This is a genomic window from Mesorhizobium sp. M1428 (genome assembly GCF_040317515.1).
In the GTDB taxonomy this organism is placed as follows: Bacteria; Pseudomonadota; Alphaproteobacteria; order Rhizobiales; family Rhizobiaceae; genus Mesorhizobium.
Genome location: NZ_JAMYKT010000001.1, coordinates 379,280 through 404,617 on the forward strand (window position 1 = coordinate 379,280; position 25,338 = coordinate 404,617).

General features: G+C 58.6%; 26 protein-coding genes and 3 pseudogenes. 19 read left to right on the forward strand and 10 right to left on the reverse strand.

The features are described from left to right. Positions 1-20 precede the first annotated feature (20 nt). From NKG60_RS01870 to NKG60_RS01880, 3 genes are all read right to left on the reverse strand, one after another. Entirely contained in the window at positions 21-482 is a 462-nt protein-coding gene (locus NKG60_RS01870) for an RrF2 family transcriptional regulator (RefSeq protein ID WP_352711699.1), read from the reverse strand. A 257-nt stretch (positions 483-739) separates the two neighbouring features. Further along, complete coding sequence (locus tag NKG60_RS01875; RefSeq protein ID WP_352973927.1) at positions 740-1,045, reverse strand: globin family protein; 306 nt, start codon at positions 1,043-1,045, stop codon at positions 740-742. Positions 1,046-1,101: 56 nt separating this feature from the next. Next, positions 1,102-1,671: a PTS sugar transporter subunit IIA gene (locus tag NKG60_RS01880; protein WP_352711725.1), complete on the reverse strand. Its 570-nt coding sequence runs from the start codon at positions 1,669-1,671 to the stop codon at positions 1,102-1,104. A 431-nt stretch (positions 1,672-2,102) separates the two neighbouring features. Between NKG60_RS01880 and NKG60_RS01885 the strand changes: the two genes are divergently transcribed. The 3 genes from NKG60_RS01885 to NKG60_RS01895 all read left to right on the forward strand — a co-directional run bounded on the left by NKG60_RS01885 (position 2,103) and on the right by NKG60_RS01895 (position 3,992). Then, positions 2,103-2,516, forward strand: a complete 414-nt coding sequence (locus tag NKG60_RS01885) for a DUF5602 domain-containing protein (protein WP_352974058.1) — start codon at positions 2,103-2,105, stop codon at positions 2,514-2,516. After that, on the forward strand, positions 2,513-3,037 hold the full coding sequence (locus NKG60_RS01890) for a plastocyanin/azurin family copper-binding protein (RefSeq protein ID WP_352973929.1): 525 nt from the start codon (positions 2,513-2,515) through the stop codon (positions 3,035-3,037). Before NKG60_RS01885 ends, NKG60_RS01890 begins: the two co-directional genes overlap by 4 nt. Before the next feature lie 97 nt (positions 3,038-3,134). Next, a complete protein-coding gene (locus NKG60_RS01895; protein ID WP_352973931.1) occupies positions 3,135-3,992 on the forward strand; it encodes a two-component system sensor histidine kinase NtrB in 858 nt (285 codons plus the stop codon). Here the strand turns inward: NKG60_RS01895 and NKG60_RS01900 are convergent. Beyond that, positions 3,982-4,833 (reverse strand): LysR family transcriptional regulator, encoded by an 852-nt coding sequence (locus NKG60_RS01900; RefSeq protein ID WP_352917289.1) that lies wholly within the window; start codon positions 4,831-4,833, stop codon positions 3,982-3,984. The two genes, NKG60_RS01895 and NKG60_RS01900, sit on opposite strands and share 11 nt — an antisense overlap. Positions 4,834-5,020: 187 nt before the next feature. Here NKG60_RS01900 and NKG60_RS01905 point away from each other — a divergent pair, with 187 nt between their 5' ends. The 10 genes from NKG60_RS01905 (at position 5,021) to NKG60_RS01950 (ending at position 13,834) form a co-directional block, all read left to right on the forward strand. Then, positions 5,021-5,782, forward strand: a complete 762-nt coding sequence (locus tag NKG60_RS01905) for a gluconate 2-dehydrogenase subunit 3 family protein (protein WP_352668562.1) — start codon at positions 5,021-5,023, stop codon at positions 5,780-5,782. 30 nt (positions 5,783-5,812) lie between these two features. Next, on the forward strand, positions 5,813-7,582 hold the full coding sequence (locus NKG60_RS01910; RefSeq protein WP_352973933.1) for a GMC family oxidoreductase: 1,770 nt from the start codon (positions 5,813-5,815) through the stop codon (positions 7,580-7,582). 130 nt (positions 7,583-7,712) lie between these two features. After that, positions 7,713-8,114 carry a c-type cytochrome gene (locus NKG60_RS01915; RefSeq protein WP_352668567.1) on the forward strand — a complete coding sequence of 134 codons (402 nt, stop codon included), beginning with the start codon at positions 7,713-7,715 and terminating at the stop codon, positions 8,112-8,114. A 38-nt stretch (positions 8,115-8,152) separates the two neighbouring features. Further along, complete coding sequence (locus tag NKG60_RS01920) at positions 8,153-8,374, forward strand: hypothetical protein (RefSeq protein WP_352566349.1); 222 nt, start codon at positions 8,153-8,155, stop codon at positions 8,372-8,374. Further along, positions 8,371-8,742, forward strand: coding sequence for a DUF488 domain-containing protein (locus NKG60_RS01925; protein ID WP_352566350.1), 372 nt, complete (start codon positions 8,371-8,373; stop codon positions 8,740-8,742). The genes NKG60_RS01920 and NKG60_RS01925 overlap by 4 nt, the downstream gene beginning before the upstream one ends. Before the next feature lie 136 nt (positions 8,743-8,878). Further along, complete coding sequence (gene fsa, locus NKG60_RS01930; RefSeq protein ID WP_352668569.1) at positions 8,879-9,535, forward strand: fructose-6-phosphate aldolase; 657 nt, start codon at positions 8,879-8,881, stop codon at positions 9,533-9,535. 239 nt (positions 9,536-9,774) lie between these two features. Further along, positions 9,775-11,310, forward strand: coding sequence for an FAD-dependent oxidoreductase (locus NKG60_RS01935; protein ID WP_352973936.1), 1,536 nt, complete (start codon positions 9,775-9,777; stop codon positions 11,308-11,310). A 76-nt stretch (positions 11,311-11,386) separates the two neighbouring features. Continuing rightward, positions 11,387-11,683, forward strand: a complete 297-nt coding sequence (locus NKG60_RS01940) for a hypothetical protein (RefSeq protein ID WP_352668574.1) — start codon at positions 11,387-11,389, stop codon at positions 11,681-11,683. Between the two features lie 372 nt (positions 11,684-12,055). After that, a complete protein-coding gene (locus NKG60_RS01945) occupies positions 12,056-12,184 on the forward strand; it encodes a hypothetical protein (RefSeq protein ID WP_352566357.1) in 129 nt (42 codons plus the stop codon). A gap of 267 nt (positions 12,185-12,451) precedes the next feature. Next, positions 12,452-13,834: a glucoamylase family protein gene (locus NKG60_RS01950; protein WP_352973938.1), complete on the forward strand. Its 1,383-nt coding sequence runs from the start codon at positions 12,452-12,454 to the stop codon at positions 13,832-13,834. A 519-nt stretch (positions 13,835-14,353) separates the two neighbouring features. Here NKG60_RS01950 and NKG60_RS01955 read toward each other — a convergent pair. The 3 genes and pseudogenes from NKG60_RS01955 to NKG60_RS01965 all read right to left on the reverse strand — a co-directional run bounded on the left by NKG60_RS01955 (position 14,354) and on the right by NKG60_RS01965 (position 17,388). Then, positions 14,354-14,974, reverse strand: coding sequence for a Tim44/TimA family putative adaptor protein (locus NKG60_RS01955; protein ID WP_352710508.1), 621 nt, complete (start codon positions 14,972-14,974; stop codon positions 14,354-14,356). A 50-nt stretch (positions 14,975-15,024) separates the two neighbouring features. Further along, positions 15,025-16,590, reverse strand: a pseudogene (ctaD, locus tag NKG60_RS01960) (cytochrome c oxidase subunit I); the annotation flags it as partial. Positions 16,591-16,725: 135 nt separating this feature from the next. Continuing rightward, a complete protein-coding gene (locus NKG60_RS01965) occupies positions 16,726-17,388 on the reverse strand; it encodes a 5-formyltetrahydrofolate cyclo-ligase (protein WP_352668583.1) in 663 nt (220 codons plus the stop codon). Positions 17,389-17,570: 182 nt separating this feature from the next. On the opposite strand from NKG60_RS01965, the pseudogene NKG60_RS01970 reads away from it, so the two are divergent. The 3 genes and pseudogenes from NKG60_RS01970 to NKG60_RS01980 form a co-directional block, all read left to right on the forward strand. Continuing rightward, positions 17,571-17,642, forward strand: a pseudogene (locus NKG60_RS01970) (LysR family transcriptional regulator); the annotation flags it as partial. A 144-nt stretch (positions 17,643-17,786) separates the two neighbouring features. Continuing rightward, positions 17,787-18,362, forward strand: coding sequence for a LysR substrate-binding domain-containing protein (locus NKG60_RS01975; protein WP_352668585.1), 576 nt, complete (start codon positions 17,787-17,789; stop codon positions 18,360-18,362). Between the two features lie 71 nt (positions 18,363-18,433). Continuing rightward, positions 18,434-18,979 carry a DUF488 domain-containing protein gene (locus tag NKG60_RS01980; RefSeq protein WP_352973945.1) on the forward strand — a complete coding sequence of 182 codons (546 nt, stop codon included), beginning with the start codon at positions 18,434-18,436 and terminating at the stop codon, positions 18,977-18,979. 8 nt (positions 18,980-18,987) lie between these two features. Here NKG60_RS01980 and NKG60_RS01985 read toward each other — a convergent pair whose 3' ends face one another. The 3 genes and pseudogenes from NKG60_RS01985 to NKG60_RS01995 all read right to left on the reverse strand — a co-directional run. Continuing rightward, positions 18,988-19,551, reverse strand: a complete 564-nt coding sequence (locus NKG60_RS01985) for a GreA/GreB family elongation factor (RefSeq protein WP_352973947.1) — start codon at positions 19,549-19,551, stop codon at positions 18,988-18,990. Between the two features lie 162 nt (positions 19,552-19,713). Then, positions 19,714-20,172, reverse strand: coding sequence for a nucleoside diphosphate kinase regulator (gene rnk / locus NKG60_RS01990; RefSeq protein WP_352566373.1), 459 nt, complete (start codon positions 20,170-20,172; stop codon positions 19,714-19,716). A gap of 1,016 nt (positions 20,173-21,188) precedes the next feature. After that, positions 21,189-21,431: pseudogene (locus NKG60_RS01995) on the reverse strand (NADP-dependent oxidoreductase); the annotation flags it as partial. Between the two features lie 464 nt (positions 21,432-21,895). Here NKG60_RS01995 and NKG60_RS02000 point away from each other — a divergent pair. From NKG60_RS02000 to NKG60_RS02010, 3 genes are all read left to right on the forward strand, one after another. Next, a complete protein-coding gene (locus NKG60_RS02000) occupies positions 21,896-22,858 on the forward strand; it encodes a LysR family transcriptional regulator (protein WP_352668589.1) in 963 nt (320 codons plus the stop codon). 195 nt (positions 22,859-23,053) lie between these two features. Next, entirely contained in the window at positions 23,054-24,067 is a 1,014-nt protein-coding gene (locus NKG60_RS02005; RefSeq protein WP_352973949.1) for an amino acid ABC transporter substrate-binding protein, read from the forward strand. Between the two features lie 70 nt (positions 24,068-24,137). Beyond that, positions 24,138-25,325, forward strand: a complete 1,188-nt coding sequence (locus NKG60_RS02010; RefSeq protein WP_352973951.1) for an amino acid ABC transporter permease — start codon at positions 24,138-24,140, stop codon at positions 25,323-25,325. Positions 25,326-25,338 lie beyond the last annotated feature (13 nt).

A 25,338-nucleotide genomic window follows, 5' to 3' on the forward strand; every position in this document is an offset into this window, starting at 1 on the left:
AGCCTAGAAACCACGTAATACTACGCCCCGTTGCGTGCCACCCCGGTGCGCACCGATAGTATTGGACCGCCAATGAAGTCTTCCGGCATCAGTGTGATGTCGGCCAGCGTATAGCGGTCAAGAGTGTTCTGAAAGGATGCTATCGCTTCGCCAAACATGCTTGAAAGCTTGCAAGAGCCGGTCAATATGCACTGGTTTGCAGTGGAGAAACACTCAACCAGTGCGAAATCCGGCTCGGTCAATCGCACGACATCGCCGATCCGGATCAACTCGGGCCGGCGCCCCAGAACGAGACCACCGGAACGGCCACGGATCGCCTTCAGATAGCCGCTGCGGGTCAGCGTGTTGGCGACCTTGTTGAGATGCGTCTTCGACACGGTAAAGCTACGCGCAGCTTCCTCGATCGTTATGACCCGGCCACCGGCAGAGGCCGTGTACATCAGCAGCCGCAATGCATAGTCCGAGAAAGCTGTAAGCCGCATGGATGTCTCCTTCCGTCGATCGCTGCGCGTTTGTGGAAACCCTCACAAACCAATCCTGCATCACAGGTCCTTCTCAACGATGGGTTCGATGCCGATCGTGGTCTCGCCGCGATTGAAGGCGATCGCGAGACGGAAACTGTGAGCGATGCGCAGAGCGCGCTCCATAAAAAGCGCTGCCACCTCGGGCGGGCAGATGCGGCGCACCGTTGTGCGAAACAACTGTAGCCAGCGACGGAAATGCGCCGAGCCGAGGCCGGCTATGGCCAGATGTGGTGGCAGTGGCCGGCCTTCATATCGGGACGTTCGAAGTAACGTCGCAGACCAGAAGTCGCACATCTTCGCAAGATGCTGTGGCCACGGTCCGGCTCGATCTGATCGTGGAAAATGGGGCCGAGAAGGTCATCGCGATGAATTTCATCATAAAGACCATGCACCACGCCGCGGATCATTGTCTCGTCGAGCAGGTCCGGCAGCGGAACGCCATCGACTACGATCGTTCTCGTGCTTCGACCATCCTCGCTCATCTGCAGCTCCTGCTTTTTCTCCCATGCAAGCCGGTTCAAGCCGCTGGGTTCGCTCCTTGAGGCATCCTCTATAAAAGATAGATTGTCAATCTATGTTATTCTCCGACGGAGGGTTCGGACCAAAGGTAGGCCTGTCCGACCTGGGCATTGCTGAACTGCGTGGACATCATCACGCTAGGCCCGACCCGGGCAGTAGGCAAATTGGCGGAAATTCTCCGATGTGACCCATTTTCGAGAAAGGCCAACGCCTCATCGGATGAGCGTGCCGATCGGAGTCGCTCCCGAACCTGAGATGCCTGGAGGAGACGACAAATTTGCGAAAGGGCAGGGAGGAAGGCGGAAGTGGCAGAGCGCGGCCAGAGTACCGTGTAAATGAGATCAACAGGATCGTCGTCGGGGCCGTCGAAATCGATGGGCTTGGCCAGACGTGTCAAAGACGCGGCAGGCGAAGAGATTGTGCCAAGTAGAGCGTGAGGGATCGCGACCCCACGACCTATGCCCGTGGAGCCGCGATACTCGCGGTCGAAAAGGCCACGAAGAACCATCTGCTCGTCCAGCCCGGTCCTTCGCGCAATCCTGATCGCAATTTTTGACAGGGCTGATTGCTTTCCCTTTGTCACAAGATCAAGCGAAATGTCTTCTTCTGACAGGATGGGGCAGATCATCGGGGTCAACCTCAATGTCGATCCCAACCGGAATCGCAAAATGGGAGTGCAGCCGCACTGCCTAGGCAGGCAGAATGCACCGCGGGATAAGTGGAAATCCTGGCTACCCCCGGACGCGAAGCCAGGGCCTTCTCGCGTCCGGGCTAAAGGCCCGTTTTTAAGCGCTTCGGCTCCCGCCGGAAATCGAGGCTGAAAATATTCATAGCAATTCAGAGGTAGTGAAGGTTTTTTTCGAAATCAAGCAAACAGTGCGCACCCGAGCAGCAGAAATAATGCATTGAAATGCCAATTAATTTCGTTTGACGAGCGAAACAGTCTGCTGCTTGCTGGCCGGACGCGAACAGGTCGTGCCAGAAAGTGGAAATCGCTTTTTCAAAACAGCCTTCCAGATCTTCGGCCAGCGCGGCTTTATTTCAACAAGGAGATCCGTGATGAAGAAACTCGTCCTCGCAGTTGCCCTGACGACGGGGAGTTCGCTTTGCGCCATGGCGGCGGGTGAAGTTACCAAATCTCCGCCAGCCGCGCCTTACCAGCAGGTCAGCAAGCTTGTGAAGCTGCCCGACTTCCTGCCGGGCATGGGCCAACTCTTCATCGATCCGACGACATTGCCGGCCGGACCATTCCTTGCCTATGACCACGACGGCAAGCTTGTCAGCACGATTTATATGCTGCCGACCAAGGACCTCAATCCAGACAAGCGTTTTGACGATCTCGCTTCACCCGGAGGCAATGTCGACCATGTCGATGTCTACTACAATGCCGGCCATCCGGGAGTCGAAGAGCCGCATGTCCACGTCGTGCTGTGGCATGTCTCGGCCGCTGACGAGGCCCAGGTCGCCAAATGACACTCACGCGTCGTGAGATACTAAGTGCGGGCAGCGGCCTTGCCGCCGCCCTCTCGCTCTCTTGTGTGGCAGTATGGGCCGGCGACGCGATCCAAATCCGGATGCAAGGGCGCGACGACGGTTCGCAAGTCTGGTTCGACCCGATCGGCATTCTGATCAAGCCAGGGCAGACGGTCCGATGGACCAACCTCAATCCTGGCAATTCGCACACGACCACGGCGTACAATCCGGCAAACTTCGGGCGACCGCTTCGCATGCCCAAGGCGGCAAAATCGTGGGATTCCGACTACCTCCTGCCCAAGGAAAGCTTTTCGGTTACCTTCACTGAGCGGGGGGTCTACGACTACTACTGTATCCCGCATGAGCATGCTGGAATGGTCGGCCGTGTTATCGTTGGCGAACCAGAGGCACATGGCTGGGCGGAAATGGTCGGAGCAAATGGCGACCTACCGGAGGAGGCCCTAAAAGCATTCCCGACTGTCGAAGACATCATGACGAAAAGGGTCGTCCGGCGAGCTTAGATCATGCGCATGAAAGGCGCGGCCCTCCGCAACAGAAGCGACCGAAGATACCAAACGGAGCGAGAGTTCCTTGGGTATCCGGAGTTAGGGGACTTTCATGTCAGGCTGCGTGTTTGCGTGTGAAACTCAACCATCATCTCAGGCCGGACGCGACGTGCGCACCCAAGTGCCGGACGCACCTCTCGATGCCCGAACTGCTGCCGAGCAACGCGAGCGTGCAACGCACCGGCTTGCCGCCTTGGGCGAGATGACGGGCGGTATTGCCCACGACTTCAGAAACCTCCTGGCAGTAATAGAATCCGGGCTCGGGCTCGCTGAGCGAAGAGCCGACGAGTCCGAAAGGGTTCGTGCCTACATTGCGGCAGCGCGGGAAGGAATCGATCGAGGGATCGAGCTAACGTCACAGCTACTGGCCTTCGCAAAGCATCAGGAATTCGATATCCACGCAGGCAATTTGAATGAGTTCCTCACGTCTTTCGAGCCTTTCCTGAGGTATGGCGCGGGAGCCGATGTCCGCGTCAAGCTGGAGCTTGGGTCCGGTGTCCCAGACTGTTTGATCGATCCCGCACTTTTCGACACCGCAGTGCTTAATCTCGTCATGAACGCACGAGATGCGATGCCAAGTGGCGGGGAGATCCGCGTCATCACCGAGCGATTGGTGCAGACAACCGCGACGCCTGACCCGCCCGGTCCTGGAACCTACGCATGCGTTCGCGTCAAAGACCACGGTTGCGGTATGGCTCCTGAAGTCTTGCGGAAGGTGTTTGATCCATTCTTCACGACGAAGGGTGAGAAGGGTACCGGGATAGGGATGCCGCAAGTGCAGGCACTGACCCAGATGGTTGGTGGTCGGATCCGGATAAAGAGTGAACCAGGCATTGGAACGACGGTCGACCTTCTGTTCCCGTCAGTCCCGTCGACATTTAGACGCCCAACTAGAACTCTCACAATTTGATGTCGCCGCTTGCGACGGAGTGCAATCCCGTCAGCGCTGGACCAACTACGCTCTCGTCCGCACTTGCCGATTGCACCGCATAGACCGGATAGGAGAACTGCGGCATCTCAGGCACAAGATGCAGCCGGCCGGCTTCTATGTGAGGCTGCACAGAACTCATCCTGAAATATCCGGAGCCGCCGGTCGCTAGAACATAGTTCAGTGCGAGCGGACCGAGATCGAAAGAAAGATCCGGCGCAGCGCTTGGGAAATTCATCCCGTGGTGAAGCCCAAAATCCGGCCCCCAATCCATGTAAACATAGTCGGATTCGTCCAGGAGGCGTGCTTCGGAATTGGTAGTCACGAGAACAAGTTTTTCTTCCAGAAGCAGATCGATCTTCAAACCCGGTCTGTGCGGGGGCGCGTACATGATGGCTAAGTCGACCATTCCCGACGCGACCTGATTGATCAAATCCTGCGGCACATCAACGTGCACTCGAAGCGCAATATCCTGAAGCGAGCCGCGCATCCATCGGACCCAATCAAGCAGCAGAGGTTGCGCAAGGCTGACTTCGCTGCCCACCGTCAGAACAGCCCGGCGTCCCGGCGGCACGGCAACCTGGTGAAGTGTACGTTGCCATAGTTGGATGAACATCGGGGCGTGGCGCAGAAATTGCTCGCCGGCCGGGGTCAGCGAAGCTCCGCCTTTGTGGCGGACAAAAAGGGCCCGGCCCAGTTGATGCTCGAGGTTGCGGATTCGTGCGCTTACCGTCGTCTGCGCAACATTCAAGCGCTCGGAGGCCCGAATGAAACTGCCGGTCGATACGATCTCGATAAAGGTGCGGGCGAGTTCGATGTCCATCACGGATATAGCATAAAATTTGCGTTTAAATGTCAATCAATTTCGTTTGTCACATAGTTAGTGTGAGTATTACGCTCGAAGAATTCCACCAAGCCTAGCGCTGGATGCTGCGCAGCGCCGGTTGGAGCGGGCGCAAGCTCTCTCCATCCTCACCCATCGTTTTGCCAGCAGCGTCACAGGAGAAATCATGTCGACGAAAGACAAGAACCAAGAAGACGTGGGGCGTCGCGACTTTCTGAAGCTCTTCGGTGCGGCAGGAGCGGCGGCGAGTACCCTGCCGCTGGGTGGGTCCGCATCGGCGACCGAAATGATGGCCGCGGCGACCGGACAGCCGCATCATCACACAAGCGACGCCTCGAAATCCGATGCACGCGGCTCGGCTTATGAATTCTTCAATGTCGACGAGTCCGCCTTCATCGAGGCCGCGGTCGACACACTGATTCCGAGCGATTCAACAGGCCCCGGCGCCAAGGAACTCGGCGTTGCGATCTACATCGATAGACAAATGGCCGGCGGGTACGGCAAGGGCGACCGGCTGTATCTGGAAGGGCCATTTAGGGAAGGTACGCGCGAGCAAGGTTATCAATTGCCGATGACGCCATCGGAACTGATCCGGGCCGGCATCGCCGACGTCAGCGCCTACGTGCAGAAAAACCACAAGAGCGCTTTCGAGATCCTTTCGGCAAAAGATCGAGTCGCGGTGATGAGCGACCTCGAGGGCAAGAAGGTCGAGCTTCCAACAGTGCCAACCGAAACCTTCTTCGGGCTTCTGCTCCAGCTCACGATCGAGGGTTATTTCGCTGACCCGATGTATGGCGGAAACAAGGACAGGGCGGCCTGGAAGATGATCGGTTTCCCAGGCGCCGACGCCATGTACATGGACAAGATAGAACCATTTCGGAACAAGGCCTATGCGGCTGAACCGAAGGGAATTCAGGATCTCGTTTAATCGACGAAAGAAGACGAAGGAGACTGTAGCATGGCTACCAAACTCAACGCAGTCGATGTCCTGATTGTCGGTCTTGGCTGGACGGGCGGCATCATTGCCAAGGAGCTTGCATCGACCAAGCTGAAAATCGTCGCTCTAGAAAGGGGAGGCCCGCGTGACACCAATCCGGACTTCATCGACCCGCAGATCCATGACGAACTGCGCTACGCCGCCCGACACGACCTCATGCAGAACGTGCGGCGGGAAACCATCACCTTCCGCAATGGTGAAGCGCAAACGGCGCTGCCGATGCGCCAGCTCGGCTCGTTCCTGCCCGGCCAGGGCGTTGGCGGCGCCGGCGTGCACTGGAACGGCGTCACCTGGCGCTGGCTCGAATGGGATCATCAGGCGCGCGCCCGCACGATCGAAAAATACGGCGAAAAGATCATCCCTTCAGATATGCAGCTGCAGGACTGGCCGATCACCTATGATGATCTCGAGCCCTATTACGACAAGTTCGAAAAGACCTGCGGCACCTCCGGCAAGGCCGGCAACATCAACGGTCGGAAGATCGACGGCGGCAACATCTTCGAGGGATCGCGAAAGGACGAGTACCCCAATCCGCCGATGATTGCGGCGCAAAGCATGCTGATGTTCGAGAAAGCGGCCCGCAATCTTGGCTATCACCCTTTCCCCAATCCTTCCTCAAACGCGTCGCGGGACTATGTCAATCCCGATGGCGTGGCCTTCGGCCAGTGTCACTATTGTGGCTTCTGCGAGCGCTTCGGCTGCGAGGCGAATGCCAAGGCGAGCCCGCATTTCACCGTCATTCCGCTGGCGCTGGAGAACCCCAATTTCGAGTTGCGCACCAACTCGATCGTGCTGAAGGTCAATCTCGACTCGACCCGCAAGAAGGCAGTCAGCGTCACCTATCTCGACGCACGAGGGCGGGAGTTCGAACAGCCTGCCGACCTCATCATCCTGTCGGCCTATGCGCTCGGCAACGTCAACCTGCTGCTGCAATCGGGCATTGGCGTGCCTTATGATCCGGCAACGGGCAAGGGCGTGGTCGGCCGCAACTATGCCTATCAGTGCGGTGGCGGGGCTACCGCCTTCTTCGACAAAAAAACCATCCTGAATCGCTTCATGGGGGCCGGCGCGCTCGGCACCTGCATGGATGATTTCAACGGCGACAACTACGATTTCGAGAAGGCCGGCTACATCGGTGGCGGCGGCATCAGCTGCAGCAACTCGGGCGCCAGGCCGATCCAGTCGCATCCCACGCCGCGGGGCACGCCGCGCTGGGGCTCCGACTGGAAGGAGGCAGTGGTCGACAATTATGACCACGCGGCCAGCATTGGCAACCAAGGCGCGGTAATGGCGTACCGGCAGAACTATTTGAGCCTCGATCCGACCTACACCGACGTTTTCGGACGTCCGCTGATGAGGATGACGTTCGATTTCCAGGACAACGAGGTAAAGCAGATGAACGCTCAGGCCGACATCTGCGTGACGATCGCCAAGGAGATGGGTGCGACCAAGGTCGATCGGAGCATTCCCCCGGTGCCTTATTCGATCGTGCCTTACCAGAGCACACACAACACAGGCGGGGCAGTCTTCGGAGCCGACCCGAGCACCAGTGTTCTGAACAAATACCTTCAGGTCTGGGATGTCCCGAACGTGTTCGTCACCGGCGCTTGCGTGTTTCCCCAGAACGCGGGGAAGAACCCGACCGGACCCGTAGGCGCTCTTGCCTACTGGGCGGTGGATGCGATCAAGAACCAGTATCTGAAGAGTCCCGGCCCACTTGTTCCCTCCTGAGGCGACTTCAATCGGATGCGGATCCGGCGGTTTGGATCCGGATCCGGGACTCCAGGGATGTTTCGTACCATATTGCCCCGGCCAGTTCGGCCAGAACCAACCCGTGCTCGTTGAAAGCAGCAAACATGAAATGGACCATGCCTGGATTGGCACCGCGATTCTCACTGCAGTCGGTTCGGCCCATGCGCAGGACACATCTTCCGGCAATGCCGAAGCCGGCGCCGTCGTCTTCAAGGGATGCATGGCCTGCCACAAGGTCGGCCTTGAGGCAAAGAACGGAGTGGGCCCGGCCTTGAATGGCGTCGTCGGCCGAACGGCCGGTGAGTATCCCGATTACAGCTATTCCTCGGCGAACAAGAATTCGGGTCTGACCTGGGATGAACCGACGCTGACGACCTATCTCAGGGCGCCGCGCAAACTGGTGCCCGGCACAAAGATGGCGTTTGCCGGTCTCAGCAAGGACCAGGAGATCGCCGACGTCATTGCCTATCTGAAACAGTTCAACGCTCGGGGCCAGAAGGTCGGCCCCTGACCAGACGGGAAGCTGTCCCTGGGCAAAGTGCAACCTTGATGAAATTTCTCCTGCACAAGGGTCTGGGGGATTCCACGATCCAACAGATCGGCAGCTACCTGCGTAGCCGCGGCGCCGGCCATCACTGGATCGAGCGATATCGCGGCGACATCTTCGTATTCGTGTCGGATGCGGTCGACGAAGAAATCCTGAGGAGCAAATTCGCCAGCCTTCTCGATGCCGTCAACGACACAGACATGGACGGGACAGGATCTCGATGAGCGAAGAAATCTTCAACGAGAGAGTAAGATTGAAGAGGGCATATGAGAGGCCTGCTGCCGGCGATGGCAAGCGCGTATTGATTGACCGGCTTTGGCCGCGTGGGGTCAAGAAGACCGAAGCGGCCATCGACCATTGGGTGAAGGACCTCGCGCCAAGCACCGAGCTTCGGAAATGGTTCGGACACGATCCAGCCCGCTGGTCGGAATTCCGCCGGCGGTATGCGGCGGAAATCCAGGAGCATCGCGGTGAGCTTGACCGGCTGCGCGAGATGATACGGGAGGGCACCGTCACACTCGTCTACTCGGCTCATGACGAGACCCACAACGATGCCGTCGTCCTTAGAGAGCTTTTGCTGAGACAGCGATGAAGACGCCGCATCGCTCCTCCGTTGCCAAAGACGTAGGCGTGCGGTCTCGACAGCGACAACAAACCCGTCTCCCGGAACCAAACCAAGGAAAATTCATCCAATCATCGATGGGCGGGCTCAGTTGAGGAGAAAGACAATGAAATTCTTTGTCGATACCGCCGATATATCTGAAATTCGAGAGCTTGCTGCCGCTGGAATTGTCGACGGGGTAACCACAAACCCGTCCCTTATCGCAAAGACTGGCCGACCGATCAGAGATGTGATCCAGGAGATTGGCCAGACGATCGAGGGCCCGGTTTCAGCGGAAGTCACGGCCATCGACTTTGACGGTATGGTCGCCGAGGGACAGCGCTTGGCCGGCATTGCGACCAATGTGGCTGTCAAGGTGCCGTCCACCTGGGATGGATTCAGGGCTTGCCGGGCGCTCAGTCAGCTCGGACACAAGGTCAATGTCACCCTGTGCTTTTCGGCCAACCAGGCACTGCTCGCGGCAAAGGCAGGCGCGACCTTCATTTCACCATTCGTCGGCAGACTTGACGATCTCGGTCTGGATGGCATGGAGGTGATCCGAGAAATCCGCACGATCTATGACAACGATCAAGCGTTCACGACGGAAATCCTGGCGTCCTCTATTCGCACGCCTCTGCATGTCAAACTGGCGGCAATGGCGGGCGCCGATATCGCAACCGTACCGCCCGCAGTACTCAGAAACCTCGCCAAACACCCGCTCACCGACAAGGGCCTCGAGTCCTTTCTTGCCGACTGGGAGAAGGCGGGGCAAACGATCCTGTAATCGCCCGGGCGAGGGCATGCAGAGAGCTATCATAAAACTTGCACTCAATTGCAGATTAAATTCGTTTGCATGATGTCGGGAATGGCGGGAAATTGAGCCGTGGGGCGCGAGTTTCGCTCTAGTCGGGCGAAAGCGAAATCGAGAATTCGAAGACGCGCTGGCTTTGTGCGCTGAGAGGCTGATGTGCCTGTCGCCGCTCCCCTGGATGCGATTTTCTCGAAATCGCCAAGGAGAAGAAAATGGCTGTGCACCCTACCGAGGTGATCGGACCAGACCTGGTCCAGGGCATCGCGTTCGCCGATCTTCCCGACGGTGGAAAGCTGGTCGGCCATAGCGGCAATGAGCAGGTGCTGCTGGTGCGCCGCGGGGCCGAGATCTTCGCCGTCGGGGCGACTTGCACGCATTACGGCGGACCGCTCGTCGACGGCCTTGTGGTGGAAGACTCCGTCCGGTGTCCGTGGCATCACGCGTGCTTTGATTTGCGTACAGGCGAAGCCTTGCGAACGCCTGCCTTCAGGCCACTCGCGTGCTGGTTGGTGGAACAACGCGATGATCGGATATTCGTGGGCGAGAAGCGCAAGCGGACGGCCCCCAAGCCGCGCGTTGGAGGCTCCGACCCCGTTCCGGAGAAGATCGTCATCGTCGGCGGCGGCGCAGCCGGTTTCTCGGCGGCCGAAATGTTGCGGCGCGAACACTATCAAGGCAGCATCGTCATGCTCAGCAATGATGAAGCACCGCCGGTTGATCGGCCCAATCTTTCCAAGGACTACCTCGCCGGCAAGGCACCGGAGGACTGGATTCCGTTGCGTGGCGAAAGCTTCTACTCAAAGAATAATATCGACCTGCGTCTTAATGCGAACGTCGCTCGGATCGACGTGCGCTCTCGCGAGGTTGTACTCGCGGACGGGACGTCGACTCCTTACGACAAGCTACTTCTTGCGACCGGGGCCGAACCGGTTCGCTTGACCATACCCGAGGCAGGCCAGCCGCATGTTCACGCTCTGCGCTCGTTCGCAGATTGCAAGGCGATCATTGAGCGAGCCACCACTGCGCATATCGCTGTCGTGATTGGTGCCAGTTTCATTGGGCTGGAAGCTGCCGCGGCCCTGCGCTCGCGCAAGATCGAAGTTCATGTCGTGGCGCCGGATAAGCGGCCCATGGAGCGGATCCTGGGTCCGCAAATGGGTGACTTCATCCGCACTATCCATGAGGAGAACGGCGTTGTTTTCCATCTTCAGGACACGGCGAGCAGCATCGATGGCAAAAAGGTGAAGCTCAGCAGCGGCGGCACGTTAGCTGCCGACTTCGTCGTCGCCGGCATAGGCGTGCGCCCGCGGATCGGCCTCGCGGAAAAGGCCGGGCTCATCCTTGACCGCGGGGTTCTCGTGAACGCCTTTCTGGAGACGAGCGCACCAGGCATATTCGCCGCCGGCGACATTGCGCGGTGGCCAGATCCTCACAGTGGCGAGAACATTCGGGTCGAGCACTGGGTGGTTGCAGAGAGGCAGGGGCAAGCAGCCGCGCTCAACATGCTCGGCCATCGTGAGAAATTCGAGGCCGTGCCGTTCTTCTGGAGCCAGCATTACGATGTTCCCATCAACTATGTCGGTCACGCCGAGCGGTGGGACGAGATCGCGGTAGACGGCGACATTGCCGCCAAAGATTGCCTGCTCCGCTTCAAACGAGAAGGGCGCACGCTGGCTGTCGCCTCAATCTTCCGCGACGTTGAAAGTCTGCAGGCCGAGCTGGAAATGGAGCGCCAAATGGCAAGCTAGGTTCGACTTCCGAAAAGCGGAAGTCAGAGTCAGAATGGCGAAGCGGAATGTGGTTGTGACTGAAAGGAGTTCGACTATGTCCACAGAGCAGCAGGAACTAGGTGTCACCCGTGGCTTGGACACGGTTGCGCCCGCCCAGCGTTATTCAAAGATCGTGAAATTCGTCGACGAGGTCGCCAAGCAGGCGGCTAACGATGCACCGACCCTGGTTGAAATCTTCTCGGACAGCGGCCGCTGGTATTGCCGTGTTCGTCGCGGCGATGAAAAGACCCGGCCAATGGGTCCATACACCAAACAACAGGCTCAGCGGATCCAGGAAGCTCGGAGAATGTTGCTCGCCAAAAGAGGTGCCGCTCGCATCATGTTCGAGTAGGAGAAGGAACCCTTGCAATCGTACCGGCCGGCGGACTCCTGCCACAATGATCGTCATGAGTTTTCGAACAATGCAGAGCAGGCCTCCGGCGTCTAGCCGAGCCGGAGGCAAGGACGTCTCAGGCTGGATAGATATTCCGGCATCGTCAACAGACCAGACGGACCTTGTGAGAGAAATTCTCGAGCTTCTCTAGCTTGCGCGTATGCAAGTGTGGTTATGCCCTGACCGCGTCAAATTACAAGATGCGATGTAAAGGGCCGTTGCCTTCTCCGAGGAAAGATAGGAGCGCGAACGCTTAGCGTGCAGGGTTGGGGTTGCTCATCCTCTATTGATTTTGTACCAAGTAACGATCGACAAACCTGGGATCTGATTATGGACGACTACGATAACCAGAAAGGCGCTGAGCCTGAGGACGTGCGCGCCGCATTGAAGGGGTGGGCATGGTTTGGTGTTCTAATGAGCATTGTCTTTGGTGTCGCCTACGTCCTGATTGAGATGTAGTGGCCCACGAAGCAGCTAGCCCTTGCGGACTGCCCGAGAAGATCGGCAACGTCATTGGCGCGTTTGCAGTGACTTGGGCTGTGCTCGGTGCTGGTATATTTAGGCTGCGGACTCATAAAAGCGAAGTGACGATCTGATGACCGCCAAAGCCATGCTCGACAAGAAGGCGCCGCTGGCACTTTCATCGGTATAACGGGCTTTGGCGCCAGCGGCCCGGCGGAGAAACTCTAAAAACTTTTCAATATGCCGCAAAGCCGGTACGACATATTGACCGGCGGTCTGTATGCCCATTTCAGGAACACCGGCTCGATGATTCCCAGCACGCTCCAAGCACCCGACTTCCCGGCAAACGTTCGCGAGCTCGACGATGAAGCGCTGCTGGATATCGTGCAACGGCAAACGGCCCGGTACTTCTGGGAAGGCGCACATCCCGTCAGTGGTCTTGCCCGAGATCGTCAGAAGACCATCGGTGCTCCGGCCAACGATCTCACAGCTATTGGCGGCTCTGGCTTCGGTATCATGGCAATCATCGTTGCTGTTGAACGCGGTTGGATCGATCGCACTGTGGCATTATGCCGATTGCTGCGAATGCTGGATTTCCTGGAAAGCTCGCCGCGCTACCACGGCGTGTTCCCGCATTTCATCAATGGCCGTACCGGTGCGACAATTCCATTCCGTCGCAAGGATGACGGCGCTGATCTGGTCGAAACCACTTTCCTGTTTCAAGGTCTGATCTGCGCCCGCGAGTATTTCGCCGGGATGGCAACCGAGGAGGCACGCCTTCGCCATAGCGTGAACGCGCTGTTGCTGCAGGCCGAGTGGAACTGGTTCACACGCGGAGCCCGGCAACTGATGTGGCACTGGAGCCCGAACCACGGCTGGGCGATGGACAGCCCGATCACGGGTTGGAACGAATGCATGCTCACCTTCGTGCTGGCGGCGGGATCAACTCGCCACCCCATTGATCCGGGCATCTATCACGAAGGCTTTGCTGGTGGATCCGACTTTCGAAACGGGCGCGATCATTACGGGATCGTGCTACCATTGGGAATGGATTCTGGTGGTCCGCTCTTCTTTTCGCAATATTCCTTCTGCGGGCTCGATCCACGAGGCCTAAGCGACCGCTACGCCGACTACTGGCAACAGAACCTCCGTCATACGCAGATCAATTATCGGCATTGCGTCCGCAACCCCCATAACCATTTGGGATACGGCCCTGACTGCTGGGGTCTGACCGCGAGCCATGGGCCGCGAGGATACATCGCGCATGCACCCGACAGGGACTTTGGCGTAATCACCCCGTCCGCTGCCCTGTCGAGTTTCCCGTATGCTCCGGGGGAAGCGATGCGCGCACTGCGCGGTTTCCTGACCAAGCCTCGAAACCGCATATGGGGCCGCTTCGGCTTTGTCGACGCGTTTTGCGAACCTCGCAACTGGTACTCCCGGACATATCTGGCGATCAATCAGGGGCCAATCATCGCAATGATCGAGAACCATCGTACAGGGCTTTTGTGGCGGCTGTTCATGGGCGCGCCGGAAGTGCGCAGGGGCTTGGCGAGGCTGGGCTTCACCAGCCAGCACCTCGACACATCAACGTCTGCTCAGGGGCCACGAGCTGCCGCGGGTATGGTTCCACTAGGTTGCACTTAGCGCCGCAGGGTGGTTTTGTCCCTGAGTGATCTGCTGGCAGGTCGGAACAGTTCGCGAAGCGCGTCCCGCCGCGTCGTAGCTACTGCTCAGGATCGGGAAATGTCAGCGACTTGGTCTCGAGAAAGTCTAACCGCGGGCTCCAAGCGCTATCATGTATTCCCGAAAACGATGGAAAAGATAGCGGCACCAATAAATAACGCAGTCGACATTCTCATGAATAGCTGAAATGAAAAATACTCTCTCATCGCGGCCTCCTTTGTTCCTATTAATTTTTCTCGGCCAAGATTTGACCATATCACATAAGGATACGATCTGGTAATTTATTGCCAGGCCGTGCTACGCAGCTCGCTGCTTGAAAATGGTCGACTGAAGCCGTGTCATGTCCAATTGATCGCGACAGGCAAATAGTCGGTGGGTGTTGTCAAAAACTGACAAATCCGCTCAGGCCACCCAACGCTCCGGGTTGACTGCCTTCAACGGTGACACGGGGAGGCAGGCTTCTCGGAGAGCACATACCTGTTAGTCGCCCTCGGTGGCGATCAAAACCCAGTCGCGCTTCGTTGACTGTGTTTCGCGGGCGAACGTCCACGTATCGATCACCTCAACAATCAGCGTGGGATCGCCAGCCACGACCCAGTCGTTGGCTGAACGGGTGACACTGACCACCTCGGAAACGAAGCGAACGCCGATCTCTGCGGTCCCATTCTCCTCGAGAGCCTCGATGACTTTTGCTTCACTCACGCCGATGAGGGTCAGCTGCAGCGTCTCTTCCCGATCCCGACGCCCGGCAATAGCTCGTTCGAAGGTCTCAAGCACTTCCGGCCCGACAAGGCGTTTCAGCGTTTGGATGTCGCCATCTGCATAGGCCCGCAGGATAACTTCATAGGCCGTTTTCGCGCCGATCAGAAACGCGGCGAGGTCAAAATTCGGATCGATGTCCCGGATCACATCCAAGGGAGGGCCCGCCGATGAAGTGTAATCGGCAACGCCGCTTCGTTGCTCAGTCACCGCATCGCCCCGCTTGGTCTTGTCGTCATCCGAGCGCGGCAGCAGCTGGTCCCAACCTGCCAGCAATGCCCAATAAAACGCGACAATTGCTACGAGCAGGATCTGGTTGTTTGGATCTGTGGTCTCGTTCATGACAGTCTCCCCAACAATAACAGACGCCGATTTGGAGCTAGAGGCCAGTGTTAGAGAATGCGCGGCAGCTTTTCCCATTGGTGGAAGGGTGGCGGCGACGGCAGCAGCCATTCGAGGGTGGCCGCCCCTTCGCCCCATGGGTTGGCGCCAGCCTGGCGTTTGCGGCTGAAGGCTTCCGCTACCGTAATGAAGAAGACGACAAGTCCGGCCGTTGAAATGTAGGACCCGATCGACGAGACGAAATTCCAGCCGGCGAAAGCGTCGGGGTAGTCGGCATAGCGTCGCGGCATGCCGGCCATGCCGAGAAAATGCTGCGGGAAAAAGACCAGGTTGACGCCAATGAACATCACCCAGAAATGCAGCTTGCCCATCGTTTCGTTGTACATATAGCCGGTCATCTTCGGGAACCAGTAATAGAAGCCGGCGAAGATGGCGAAAACCGCGCCCAAAGACAGCACATAATGAAAGTGGGCGACCACAAAATAGGTACCGTGATACACGCGGTCGATACCAGGGTTTGCAACCATGATGCCGGTGACGCCGCCGATGGTGAACAGCAGGACGAAACCGAGAGCCCACTGCATCGGTGTCTTGAAGTCTATCGATCCTCCCCACATAGTCGCTAGCCAGGAAAAAACCTTCACGCCGGTTGGAACGGCGATGACCATCGAGGCGAAGGCAAAGTAACGCTGGGTGTCCACGGACAGGCCGGTCGTATACATATGATGCGCCCACACGACGAAGCCGATCGCGGCGATCGCCACCATCGCATAGGCCATGCCGAGATAGCCGAAGATCGGCTTCCTGGCGAAGGTCGAGATGACATGGCTGATGATGCCGAAGCCGGGTAGAATCATTATGTAGACTTCGGGATGGCCGAAGAACCAGAACAGATGCTGATAGAGGACCGGATCACCGCCGCCGGCGGGCGCGAAGAAGGTCGTCCCGAAATTGCGATCGGTCAAAAGCATGGTGATGGCGCCGGCGAGTACGGGCAGCGACATCAGCAGCATGAAGGCAGTAACCAGCATCGACCAGGCGAACAGAGGCATCTTGTGCATCGTCATGCCAGGCGCGCGCATATTGAAGATGGTGGTGATGAAGTTGATAGCGCCAAGGATCGAAGAGGCACCCGACAGGTGGATTGACAGAATCACGAGGTCGACCGCGGGGCCTGGCTGGCCATCAGTCGACAAGGGCGGGTAGAGCGTCCAGCCGCCGCCATGGCCAAGCGTGCCGGGCGCTCCTGGAACGAACATTGAGGCTATGAAGAGGATAAATGACATCACCAGCAGCCAGAATGAGATGTTGTTCAAGCGCGGAAAGGCCATGTCGGGGGCGCCAATCATGATCGGTACCATCCAGTTGCCGAAGCCACCAATCAGTGCCGGCATTAGGACGAAAAAGATCATGACCAGCCCGTGGGCACTGACGACGACGTTGTAGACCCCCGGATCGCCAAATATCTGCAGGCCCGGCTCCTGCAACTCCATGCGGATCAACACGGAAAGCCCTGCACCGAAGACCCCGGCCATGATCGAGAACAGCAGGTAAAGCGTCCCGATATCCTTGTGGTTGGTGGAGAACAGCCACCTGACGACAAACCGCGGCTTATGATCATCCAAGGCCGTGGTGGCTGGATTGGACATGATTTGCTTCCTGCTCTTCACTGGAGGCGCGGCGGACTCAAAGATGGACCCGGCCGTCTGCGATCCGCCGTCACAGGAGGATCAGGTCTCGCCTGCACTCATTCATTCATCGGTGACGATCACATCCATCGGAATGTCGTGTGGCTGCGGATAGATGGTCTGGATCCTGCTGCCGGCGTAACCGACGCCGACGACGAGAGGCCGCTTCGGCACGGCCGCCAGAGTCCGGTCAAAAAAGCCGCCGCCATAGCCCAGGCGGTAGTTAGCCTGGTCGAAACCGACAACCGGCGCGATGACGACATCCGGCTGGACCGATGGCCCGCTTGACGGAACAAGAATATTCCAGATGCCGCGTTCGAGCGGGTCTCCTGGTCCCCAGATACGAAACTCCATAGGCCAGCCTTTCTTGATGACGACCGGCAGCGCGATCCGCCCGCCGCGCTCGATCACCCGTACCGCCCAGTTGCGAAGGTCCGGCTCGCCGCGAAAAGGCCAGTAGCCGCTGATGATGCGCCCGCTGACCCGGCTGACAGCCCGGTCGAGCGCGGAGGCAACGCGAGTAGACCTCGCCAAGCGTTCCTCGGCGTCGACGGCAAGACGCTCATCGATCAAGCGCTTGCGCTCCGCCTTGCGCCATCGACAGACTTCTGTCCATGCGTCTTGCACAACCGGCCCGGTGCCATATCCGGGAACGAGTTCGTGCATGAAGCACGGCGGCGAGGCGTACTCTCGCGTTTCCAAGGGAAGATCCTCCTGATCAGACATTGTGCGCTCCATCAACTCTTGCGGCGGAAGCCAGCGCGACCTTCTGAACGTTGCGCTGCGTAAAACAGGAAGGCAAACGGAATTAAATGCTGTATTGATGCAAAATTATTGCACTGACTGGAGCCAGAATTGACATCGACCGCGCTCGCACGTTTCTGGAAATCGTCCATTCCGGCAGCTTTCTGAAAGCCGCCGACCGGCTCCACGTTACCCAGACCACGGTAAGCGCGCGGATACGCACGCTGGAAGACGAACTCGGCCGTCAGCTCTTTATCCGCAACCGCAATGGCGCGCAGCTGACTCCGGCGGGCCGGGAATTCGAGCGGTTCGCCCAATCATTCGTACAAATCTGGGAACGGGCACGGCATCAGCTCGCCATCCCATCGGGACGGACAAGCGTGGTTGCCTTGGGCGGAGAGCTCAGTCTGTGGAATCCGCTGCTGCTCGACTGGCTGGTCTGGATGAAGAACGCCAGGCCGGAAATCTCCATCCAGGCCCAGGTCGGCGTTCCGGACCAACTCCTCGAGCAGCTGAGGACCGGCGTTCTGGACATTGCCGTGCTCTATGCGCCGAAGCTGCTGCCGGGTTTCAAGGTAGAGCTTCTCGTCGAGGAGCAACTCGTCCTGGTTCGGACCACGGACGGAGACCGGGGAACGGTCGGGTCCAAGGATTATGTCTATGTCGATTGGGGACTGCTGTTTGCGGCCCAGCATGATGCCAGCTCCTCAGCCTTCGGCGAGCCAGGATTGATGGTCGGCCTTGGTCCGCTCGGGCTGAGCTACATCCTGCGCGCTGGCGGAATGGGCTATTTCCGCAGGGGCGCCGCAGCGCCCCATATCGAGGCGGGACAGCTGGAGGTGGTGGAAGGCGCCCCGGAATTCACCTATCCAGCCTATGCAGTCTATCCGGAAGCAAGCGAGGCGCGCGCCGACGTCCAGGAGGCGTTACGTGGTCTGAAGCAGGTGGTGAAATGACAGCGTTGTTTCAGTTCCAAATCATCGGTCATCAAGCCGGAAAGAAATCCGTTGCCATGGGTTGACCGTACATGCCTTATCCATTCCACACCATCGGTCACTCGACGCGGTCGATCGCCGAATTCGTCGCCCTGCTACGGATCGCAGAGATCACCCTGGTTATCGACATCAGGACTGTCAGACGCTCGCGGGCGAACCCGCAGTTCAACAGCGAGGTGCTTCCCGAAGCGCTGGCAGCGTTCGGGATCGGATATGAATACATTGCCGAGCTTGGCGGCCTGCGCGGCAAGGCGCACGACGTTCCACCTGTGCTCAACGCATTCTGGATCAACCAGAGTTTTCACAATTACGCCGACCACGCGCTGTCGGCGGAGTTTCTTGACGGCCTGAATCGGCTTCTGTCCCTCGGCAGGCAGAGGCGAAGCGCCATCATGTGCTCGGAAACGCTCTGGTGGCGCTGTCACAGAAGAATCGTCGCCGATTATCTCCTCAGCCGCGGCGAGGCCGTCTTTCATTTAATGGGCAAGGATAAGATCGAGCCGGCGAAACTCACCGAAGGTGTGAGGGCAAGGCCTGACGGAACGCTTGTCTACCCGCCTTCACGACTTTCGGGATAGTCGAGCTCTCAGGCGGCCGACGGACCTGGGTCGTCGAACCCGGTGTCGAAGGCCGCGATGTTTTTGTCCACCGCTTGGTCCTGCATCTCATCGGAACGATGAACGACGCGCAGAACCGGTCCGGCCGATCGCGACGAGCCCGGCGCGGCAGCTCCCGCCAGCTTCAATCTCTCGCGCCTTGCGGTTTCCGGCTGATAGACCACTTCATGCACACTCAGCGTTTCAAGGCCGCCGTCCGCAGTTGGAATGGACATCGACTCACCTTCGGCCAAGCCAAGCAGCGCCAGACCGCGCGGATTGGTGATAGGCAAAAGCATTCCAACCAGACCGCGCATCTCGTCATGTGCGACGATGCGGGTTTCGGCAGGGCCGTCGTTTACCCGATAAGCCACGCGGCTGCTGAGCGTCACGACGGTTGCCGGAACATCATCCCGAAACATTACAACGGCGCTCGAAATCTTCCGGTCAAGGATAGCCGAGAGGATTTCGCCGCGGCTCGGATGGCGTTCCCGCATTACTTCAAGAATTGCGTAGTCCTTGGTGGTCAGTTGACAGCTGTCGGTAGTGGGCATGGCGCGTCTCCAGCCGGTTCCGCGGGGCGGAATCCGGCGTTAAGCAATTGATCGGGTGGGAAAACTTCCCCCTGTGCCGGACCATAATAGGCCGGCACAGGGGTCAGACTCCCGCGATCAAGCTGCCCGCGTGATTGAGGAGACGCACGGAAATGCCCATGTCTAGACGCTCGCCTCGATAGTCGAAGGCGCTGGCGGGCGCTGTTCGGTCACGCCTTCCGGAGCCGGTTGTTTCACCGCTAGCACCGAGAGTTCGTGCCGCCGCCCGTCTCGCGCAGTCCACATGATCGACTGTCCGGCCGAGAGGCCGATCAGGGCCGTGCCGATCGGCGTGAGGATTGAAACCTTGCCTTCGGTGATATCCGCATCGCCAGGAAAAACCAGCGTGACCGTTTTCGCGTCGCCGGTGTCTGGCTTGAACGTCACTGTCGAGCCCATCTGGACGGTACCTGTGGGAATCCAACCGTCGGGGACGATACGAGCCCGTTCCAGTTCGGCGAGCAGTTCATCGGAAGCCTCCGGATTTCGTGCGGCGACGGCGCCCGCGAGCGCCGACAGACGCGCATGGTCCGACTGCGAGATGCGGATGTTCGGCCTACGCCGGGTCTTCTTGTCTTGCATTTGAATACTCGTATCTCGTTGGGACGCCGCCGCGAAAGATGATGCGAGCGGCCAATTCAAGAATGTCCTGCTCACAGCCGAGCCGAGTCGATCGGCGGCCCGCGGACTTCCATGTCGATTTTTTAAGTGTTGCCCCTCGGCTCGGGGGCACATGCCAGCCGAGCCGGGGGTTACGATCCCGCGATGGGGCAAACCCGGAAAAGAAAGTCGTGACGGATTTTAACGGCGGCATTCATATCATGATAGTTGGTGAACAGATCCGGGAAGTCAAGGAAGCCGCCTCGGCGGGTATTAAAGTCGCGAGCTAGTCAACGCGAGCGCCAAGCAAGGTGTTTATCACCAGCTCTCTTCGAGAGTTTCTGCCTGTCCCGCTCGGTCTCTCTTCGGCAAGCCCGAGGAGATAAGGCGTTCGGCCAATACTTTCGACAGCGCCTGGCAGGTCCACGGTTCGTGCGTTTGAGCGCCGCTGCTCCTCCTCGGTGAGGTCGCTCCAGCCCAGAGCGCGGCCTAAACCGCTGCCCACGAACCTCAACGCTCAAGACGACACCAGAAATTCGGCTGAGCCCATGATCCGGGCTACATTTCGCGTGCGAAGAACGCGGCTGGCGAGATCGTGCCCGCGTTCATGCGCGCGAAGTTGTCCTCGGCTTGCCGGTTGCCAGCGATCGCCCCGAAGAGTTGCTGCATCTCCATTGGCGGCTCCTCGTTGCGAGTTGGCAGGTGAACTCATACATCGGCAGCGAGTGTTGGTCGCGCTGTCGCTGATAGTCCGCCATAGCCGCCTCGAAACTGCTGTCACCCTTGAAAGCCAGGCCAAGTGCTTTTGCGCAGAGCTCAGCATCCCGGAAGGCATCGCTGATACCCTGCGCAGTGTTTGCCTCCTTGTTATAGCCGGCATCGCCAACGAGCGCCCAGCTTTGCAGAGGAGAGTGCTTTGATCCGGCGTTGCGTACAGGACGCAGCCGGCCTATCTGGACAGCGGCGGCCGGCCGGGCGCATTGACAGGCGCGTGTCGCTCACGGACGAACGCTGATGATCGTCTTCCCCGAGCGTCGCTCGGTCGTTTTGAACGCGGAAACGGCATCGTCGAGGGTCGAGATGTTGCCGATGTTCGTCCGCAGCCGTCCGTCCCGCACGCGCTGGACGATTTCACTCAGTTGAGCACGATCGGACTCGACAACGAAGTCGACCGCCAGGCCATTGGCGGGCGGCGCGTCGGGCGGCCCGACGACGGTCACCAGTGTTCCTCCGGCTCGAACCGCAGGAGAGGGGCCAATCCGTGCTGCTTGTCGATGTCATGGGTTCACCGAAAGAAACTTTTGTCTCTTGGACGGCGAATGCCCGCTTCGCGCCTAATGTCGGTCGTTGCGATGATGTGCGAAAATCCCAAAAGCGGACACTCGCCCCGGCGGCTTACCTCTGCGCCACGAACAGTTTGATCAAGGCAGGCAGATGCCGGCAAGGGAAGCAACTGGCTTGATGATATGGTATATAGGCAAAGTCATGCAGATCTGCCCGTCGGCGAATAGAATTCGCCGGAGAGCAAAAAGGGGAGACCAAGCCGTCTGCGCGGGCTTGGCCATACGACAGCCACGGCCAGCGAAGCCGTTGAGAGTGAAGCTACGATAGGGTCTCGTCACGGCCGTCGACAGCAGGCGCAAATCTGGCTTTCGCCCGCCGCTTGAAAACAGTGTAGCATGCGAAAAACTGTGCGGACGTTCTCATGAGTTTTGATGATATCGACCTCAATTTGCTACGAGTATTCGACGTTATGATGCGTGAAAGGAGCGTAACGCGTGCAGCGACCGAATTGGGAAGAACACAATCCGCTGTAAGTCATTCCCTATCAAAGCTTCGGTATCTCTTGCAGGACGAATTGTTCACGAGAGACGGGGGGGAGATGCGGCCAACCCCACGGGCGGTGGAGTTGCTGTCAGATATTTCTGCTGCACTGGCAACGATCCGCGCGTCGATCGACCGGCATCAGGTGTTCAATCCGGCAACGACGCGACGCAACTTTCGCGTTGGACTTACCGATTACCACGCCATGATATTTATCCCTGGGCTCATTCGAGAATTTTCGAGGCAAGCTCCTGGCGCGACGCTGAACGTCATTCCCGCAAACGGACCCGAGATCGGTTCATCAGTCTATTTGAGACAAGTCGACTGTGCGCTGACGGGAGCCGCGATACGCGATGACCCGGGTCTCCTGAAGGTGGAACTTGGCCAGGATCAGCTATTTTGCGCGGTGTGGAGTGGAAGCAAGATAGCCAGGAACGCAATGACACTGGAAACGTATTTGGCCAGTTCTCACCTGCAGATTTCCGCAGATGGTCTGGCAGAAGGTCTTGCTGATGCCGCCCTCAAGCTAATGGGTTTACGGCGCAATGTCGTTGCGACCATCCCGAATTATCTGGTGCTGCCCTGGGCGCTTCGCGGCACTGAACTGATTACCCATTGCGGCGATGCCATCCTGCAAATGCTGGATGAGAGGAGCGAGGTGACGCTGGTCCCGCCGCCCCTTCCGATATCAAATGTGAATGCGTGGCTCATTGTTCACCGCCAGATGGCGAATGACCCGGGTACCAAATGGCTCCGGGAAATCATCATTAGCATCTACAACGAGTCGCGGACCAAGAGAGATCAAGGGCCAACCGTCGGAGCACCGGGGTTGGCTGCACAATAGATCGCGCGCACTGTCGCTCATTCGATCAGCCCGCTCAAGCAAACCGGCCCGATCACCACTCAAGTCCCTTTTCACCCGAGAGCGGGTGCCTCATAAATTATGAGCAGCGCTCATTTTCGTAATGAGAACAATCAATTTGACGAATACTTATGCTTGAGAGCACAGTCTCTTCAAGAAAAACAGGGGAATACCGAAATGAGATCCACGTTCAAGGGCCTCCTTGCCCTCGCTATCGCGTGCACCGCCTCCTCGGCGTGGTCCACAACCCTCGACAATGTCAAGAAAAATGGCGTGCTGACGTGTGGCACAAATTCGGCCACGGCTGGCTTCAGCCTTCCCGACAATGAAGGCAAATGGACCGGATTTGTGGTCGACTATTGTCGCGCCGTGGCCGCTGCCGTGCTCGGGGATGCGCAAAAGGTCAAGTTCATCCCATTGACGCCAAAAGATCGCTTCACTGCCTTGCAGTCGGGAGAGATCGACATTCTCGCACACAACGCAACCTGGACCTCCTCCCGCGATACATCCCTCGGCATACTGTTTGCCGGCACGTATTTTTATGACGGTCAGGGATTCATGGTGCGCAAGGCGGACAACATCACGTCAGCCAAGGGGCTCGAGGGCGCATCGATATGCGTCACCCAGGGCACCACGACCGAGTTGAACCTTGCCGACTATTTTCGCTCGCAGTCGATCAAGTATACGACGGTTGGTTTCGCCGACGAGGAAGCGGTCGTGAAGGCTTACGAGGAGGGTCGTTGCGACGTCTTGTCCGCGGACACCTCCACCTTGAACGCGTCGCGGCTTCGCATGGCCAAGCCGGACGACAGCATTGTTCTTCCCGAGCTGATCTCAAAGGAGCCGCTTGGCCCGGCGGTGCGGCAGGGTGACGACCAGTGGTTCAATGTGGCGAAGTGGACGCTCTACGTCATGGTGGCCGCGGAAGAAAACGGGGTCACCTCCAAGAACGTCGATGCCATGAAGTCGTCGGACAATCCCAGCATCCGCCGTCTGCTTGGCGTGGACGGTAGCATAGGCAAGGACATCGGGCTCGGCGACGACTGGCCGGTCCAGGTGATCAAACAGGTAGGCAACTACGGTGAAGTCTTTGATCGCAATATCGGCAAGGATTCGCCGCTGAAAATGGAGCGTGGCATGAACGCGCTCTGGAACAAAGGCGGCGTTCAGTACGCTCCGCCGATCCGCTAGGCAAAGCATGGTTGCAAGGCCCTGGCGTGTTACCACCAGCGCCCTGCACGGATCCCGATAGGAACAGGCCATGTCCCATTTGTCGCTTCCCGCGCCGTCGCGCAGGAGCCTGTCGCTGCACGATACGAAAGTGCGAGGCGTTCTCTACCAGCTCTTGCTCGCTGGCTGTCTGCTGGCCTTGGCCCTGGGCATCGGGATGCAGACAGCATCGAATATGCGGGTCCGCGGGATTCCGCTCTCATTCGATTTTTGGAATGAGGCTGCCGGCTTCGACATCAGTCAGACCCTGATACCGTACGATGCGCTGTCCACCTATGGTCAGGCCTTCTGGGTCGGAGTGGTCAACACACTCTACGTCAGCGTACTCGCAATCCTGTTGGCGACCTTGCTTGGCTTCGTCATCGGCGTTGCCCGCCTGTCGCGGAACTGGATCGTTTCGAAGGTGGCGACCGCCTATGTCGAGCTTGTGCGCAATGTCCCGTTATTGCTGCAGCTGCTGTTCTGGTACAACGCCGTCCTCAAGCCGTTGCCCTCCCCGAAGGCGTCTATTGCCATCCCCGGCGGCATCTACCTAAACAATCGCGGCCTCATCATTCCGGAGATCCAGTTGCATCCGGGAGCGGGGTTGGTGAGCCTGGCATTCGTGACGGCCATTTCCTGCTGCGTTGCATTCTGGTTTCGCGCCAGGAGCGTCCAGAGACGGACGGGCAAGCAGCTGCCGGTGCTTTTGGTCAGTCTGGCGACGTTGATAGGATTTCCGCTGGTCGTGTTCCTGGCGGCTGGCGAGCCGGTCTCGTTCGTCGCGCCGCAGCTGCACGGCTTCAATTTTCAAGGCGGGCATCAGCTCTATCCGGAGTTTGCCGCTCTCCTGATCGGTCTGTCGGTCTACACCGGTTCATACATCGCCGAGATCGTTCGAGGTGGAATCCAGGCAGTGCCAAAGGGCCAGACGGAGGCTGCGTATGCGCTGGGGCTGGCGCCGGGCAAGACGCTTCGTCTGGTCGTCGTTCCCCAGGCGCTGCGGATCATCATACCGCCTTTGACAAGCCAGTATCTCAATCTCATCAAGAACTCGTCGCTGGCGGTGTTCATCGGCTATCCCGACCTCGTGCAGATCTTTGCAGGGACGGTGCTCAACCAGACCGGCGCGGCCGTCCAGGTCATGGCGATCACCTTGTCTGTCTATCTCGTTATCTCCCTCGCCACGTCGTTGGCCATGAACGCGTGTAACCGACATTTTGCGATCGTCGAGAGGTGACGCGTGAGCGATC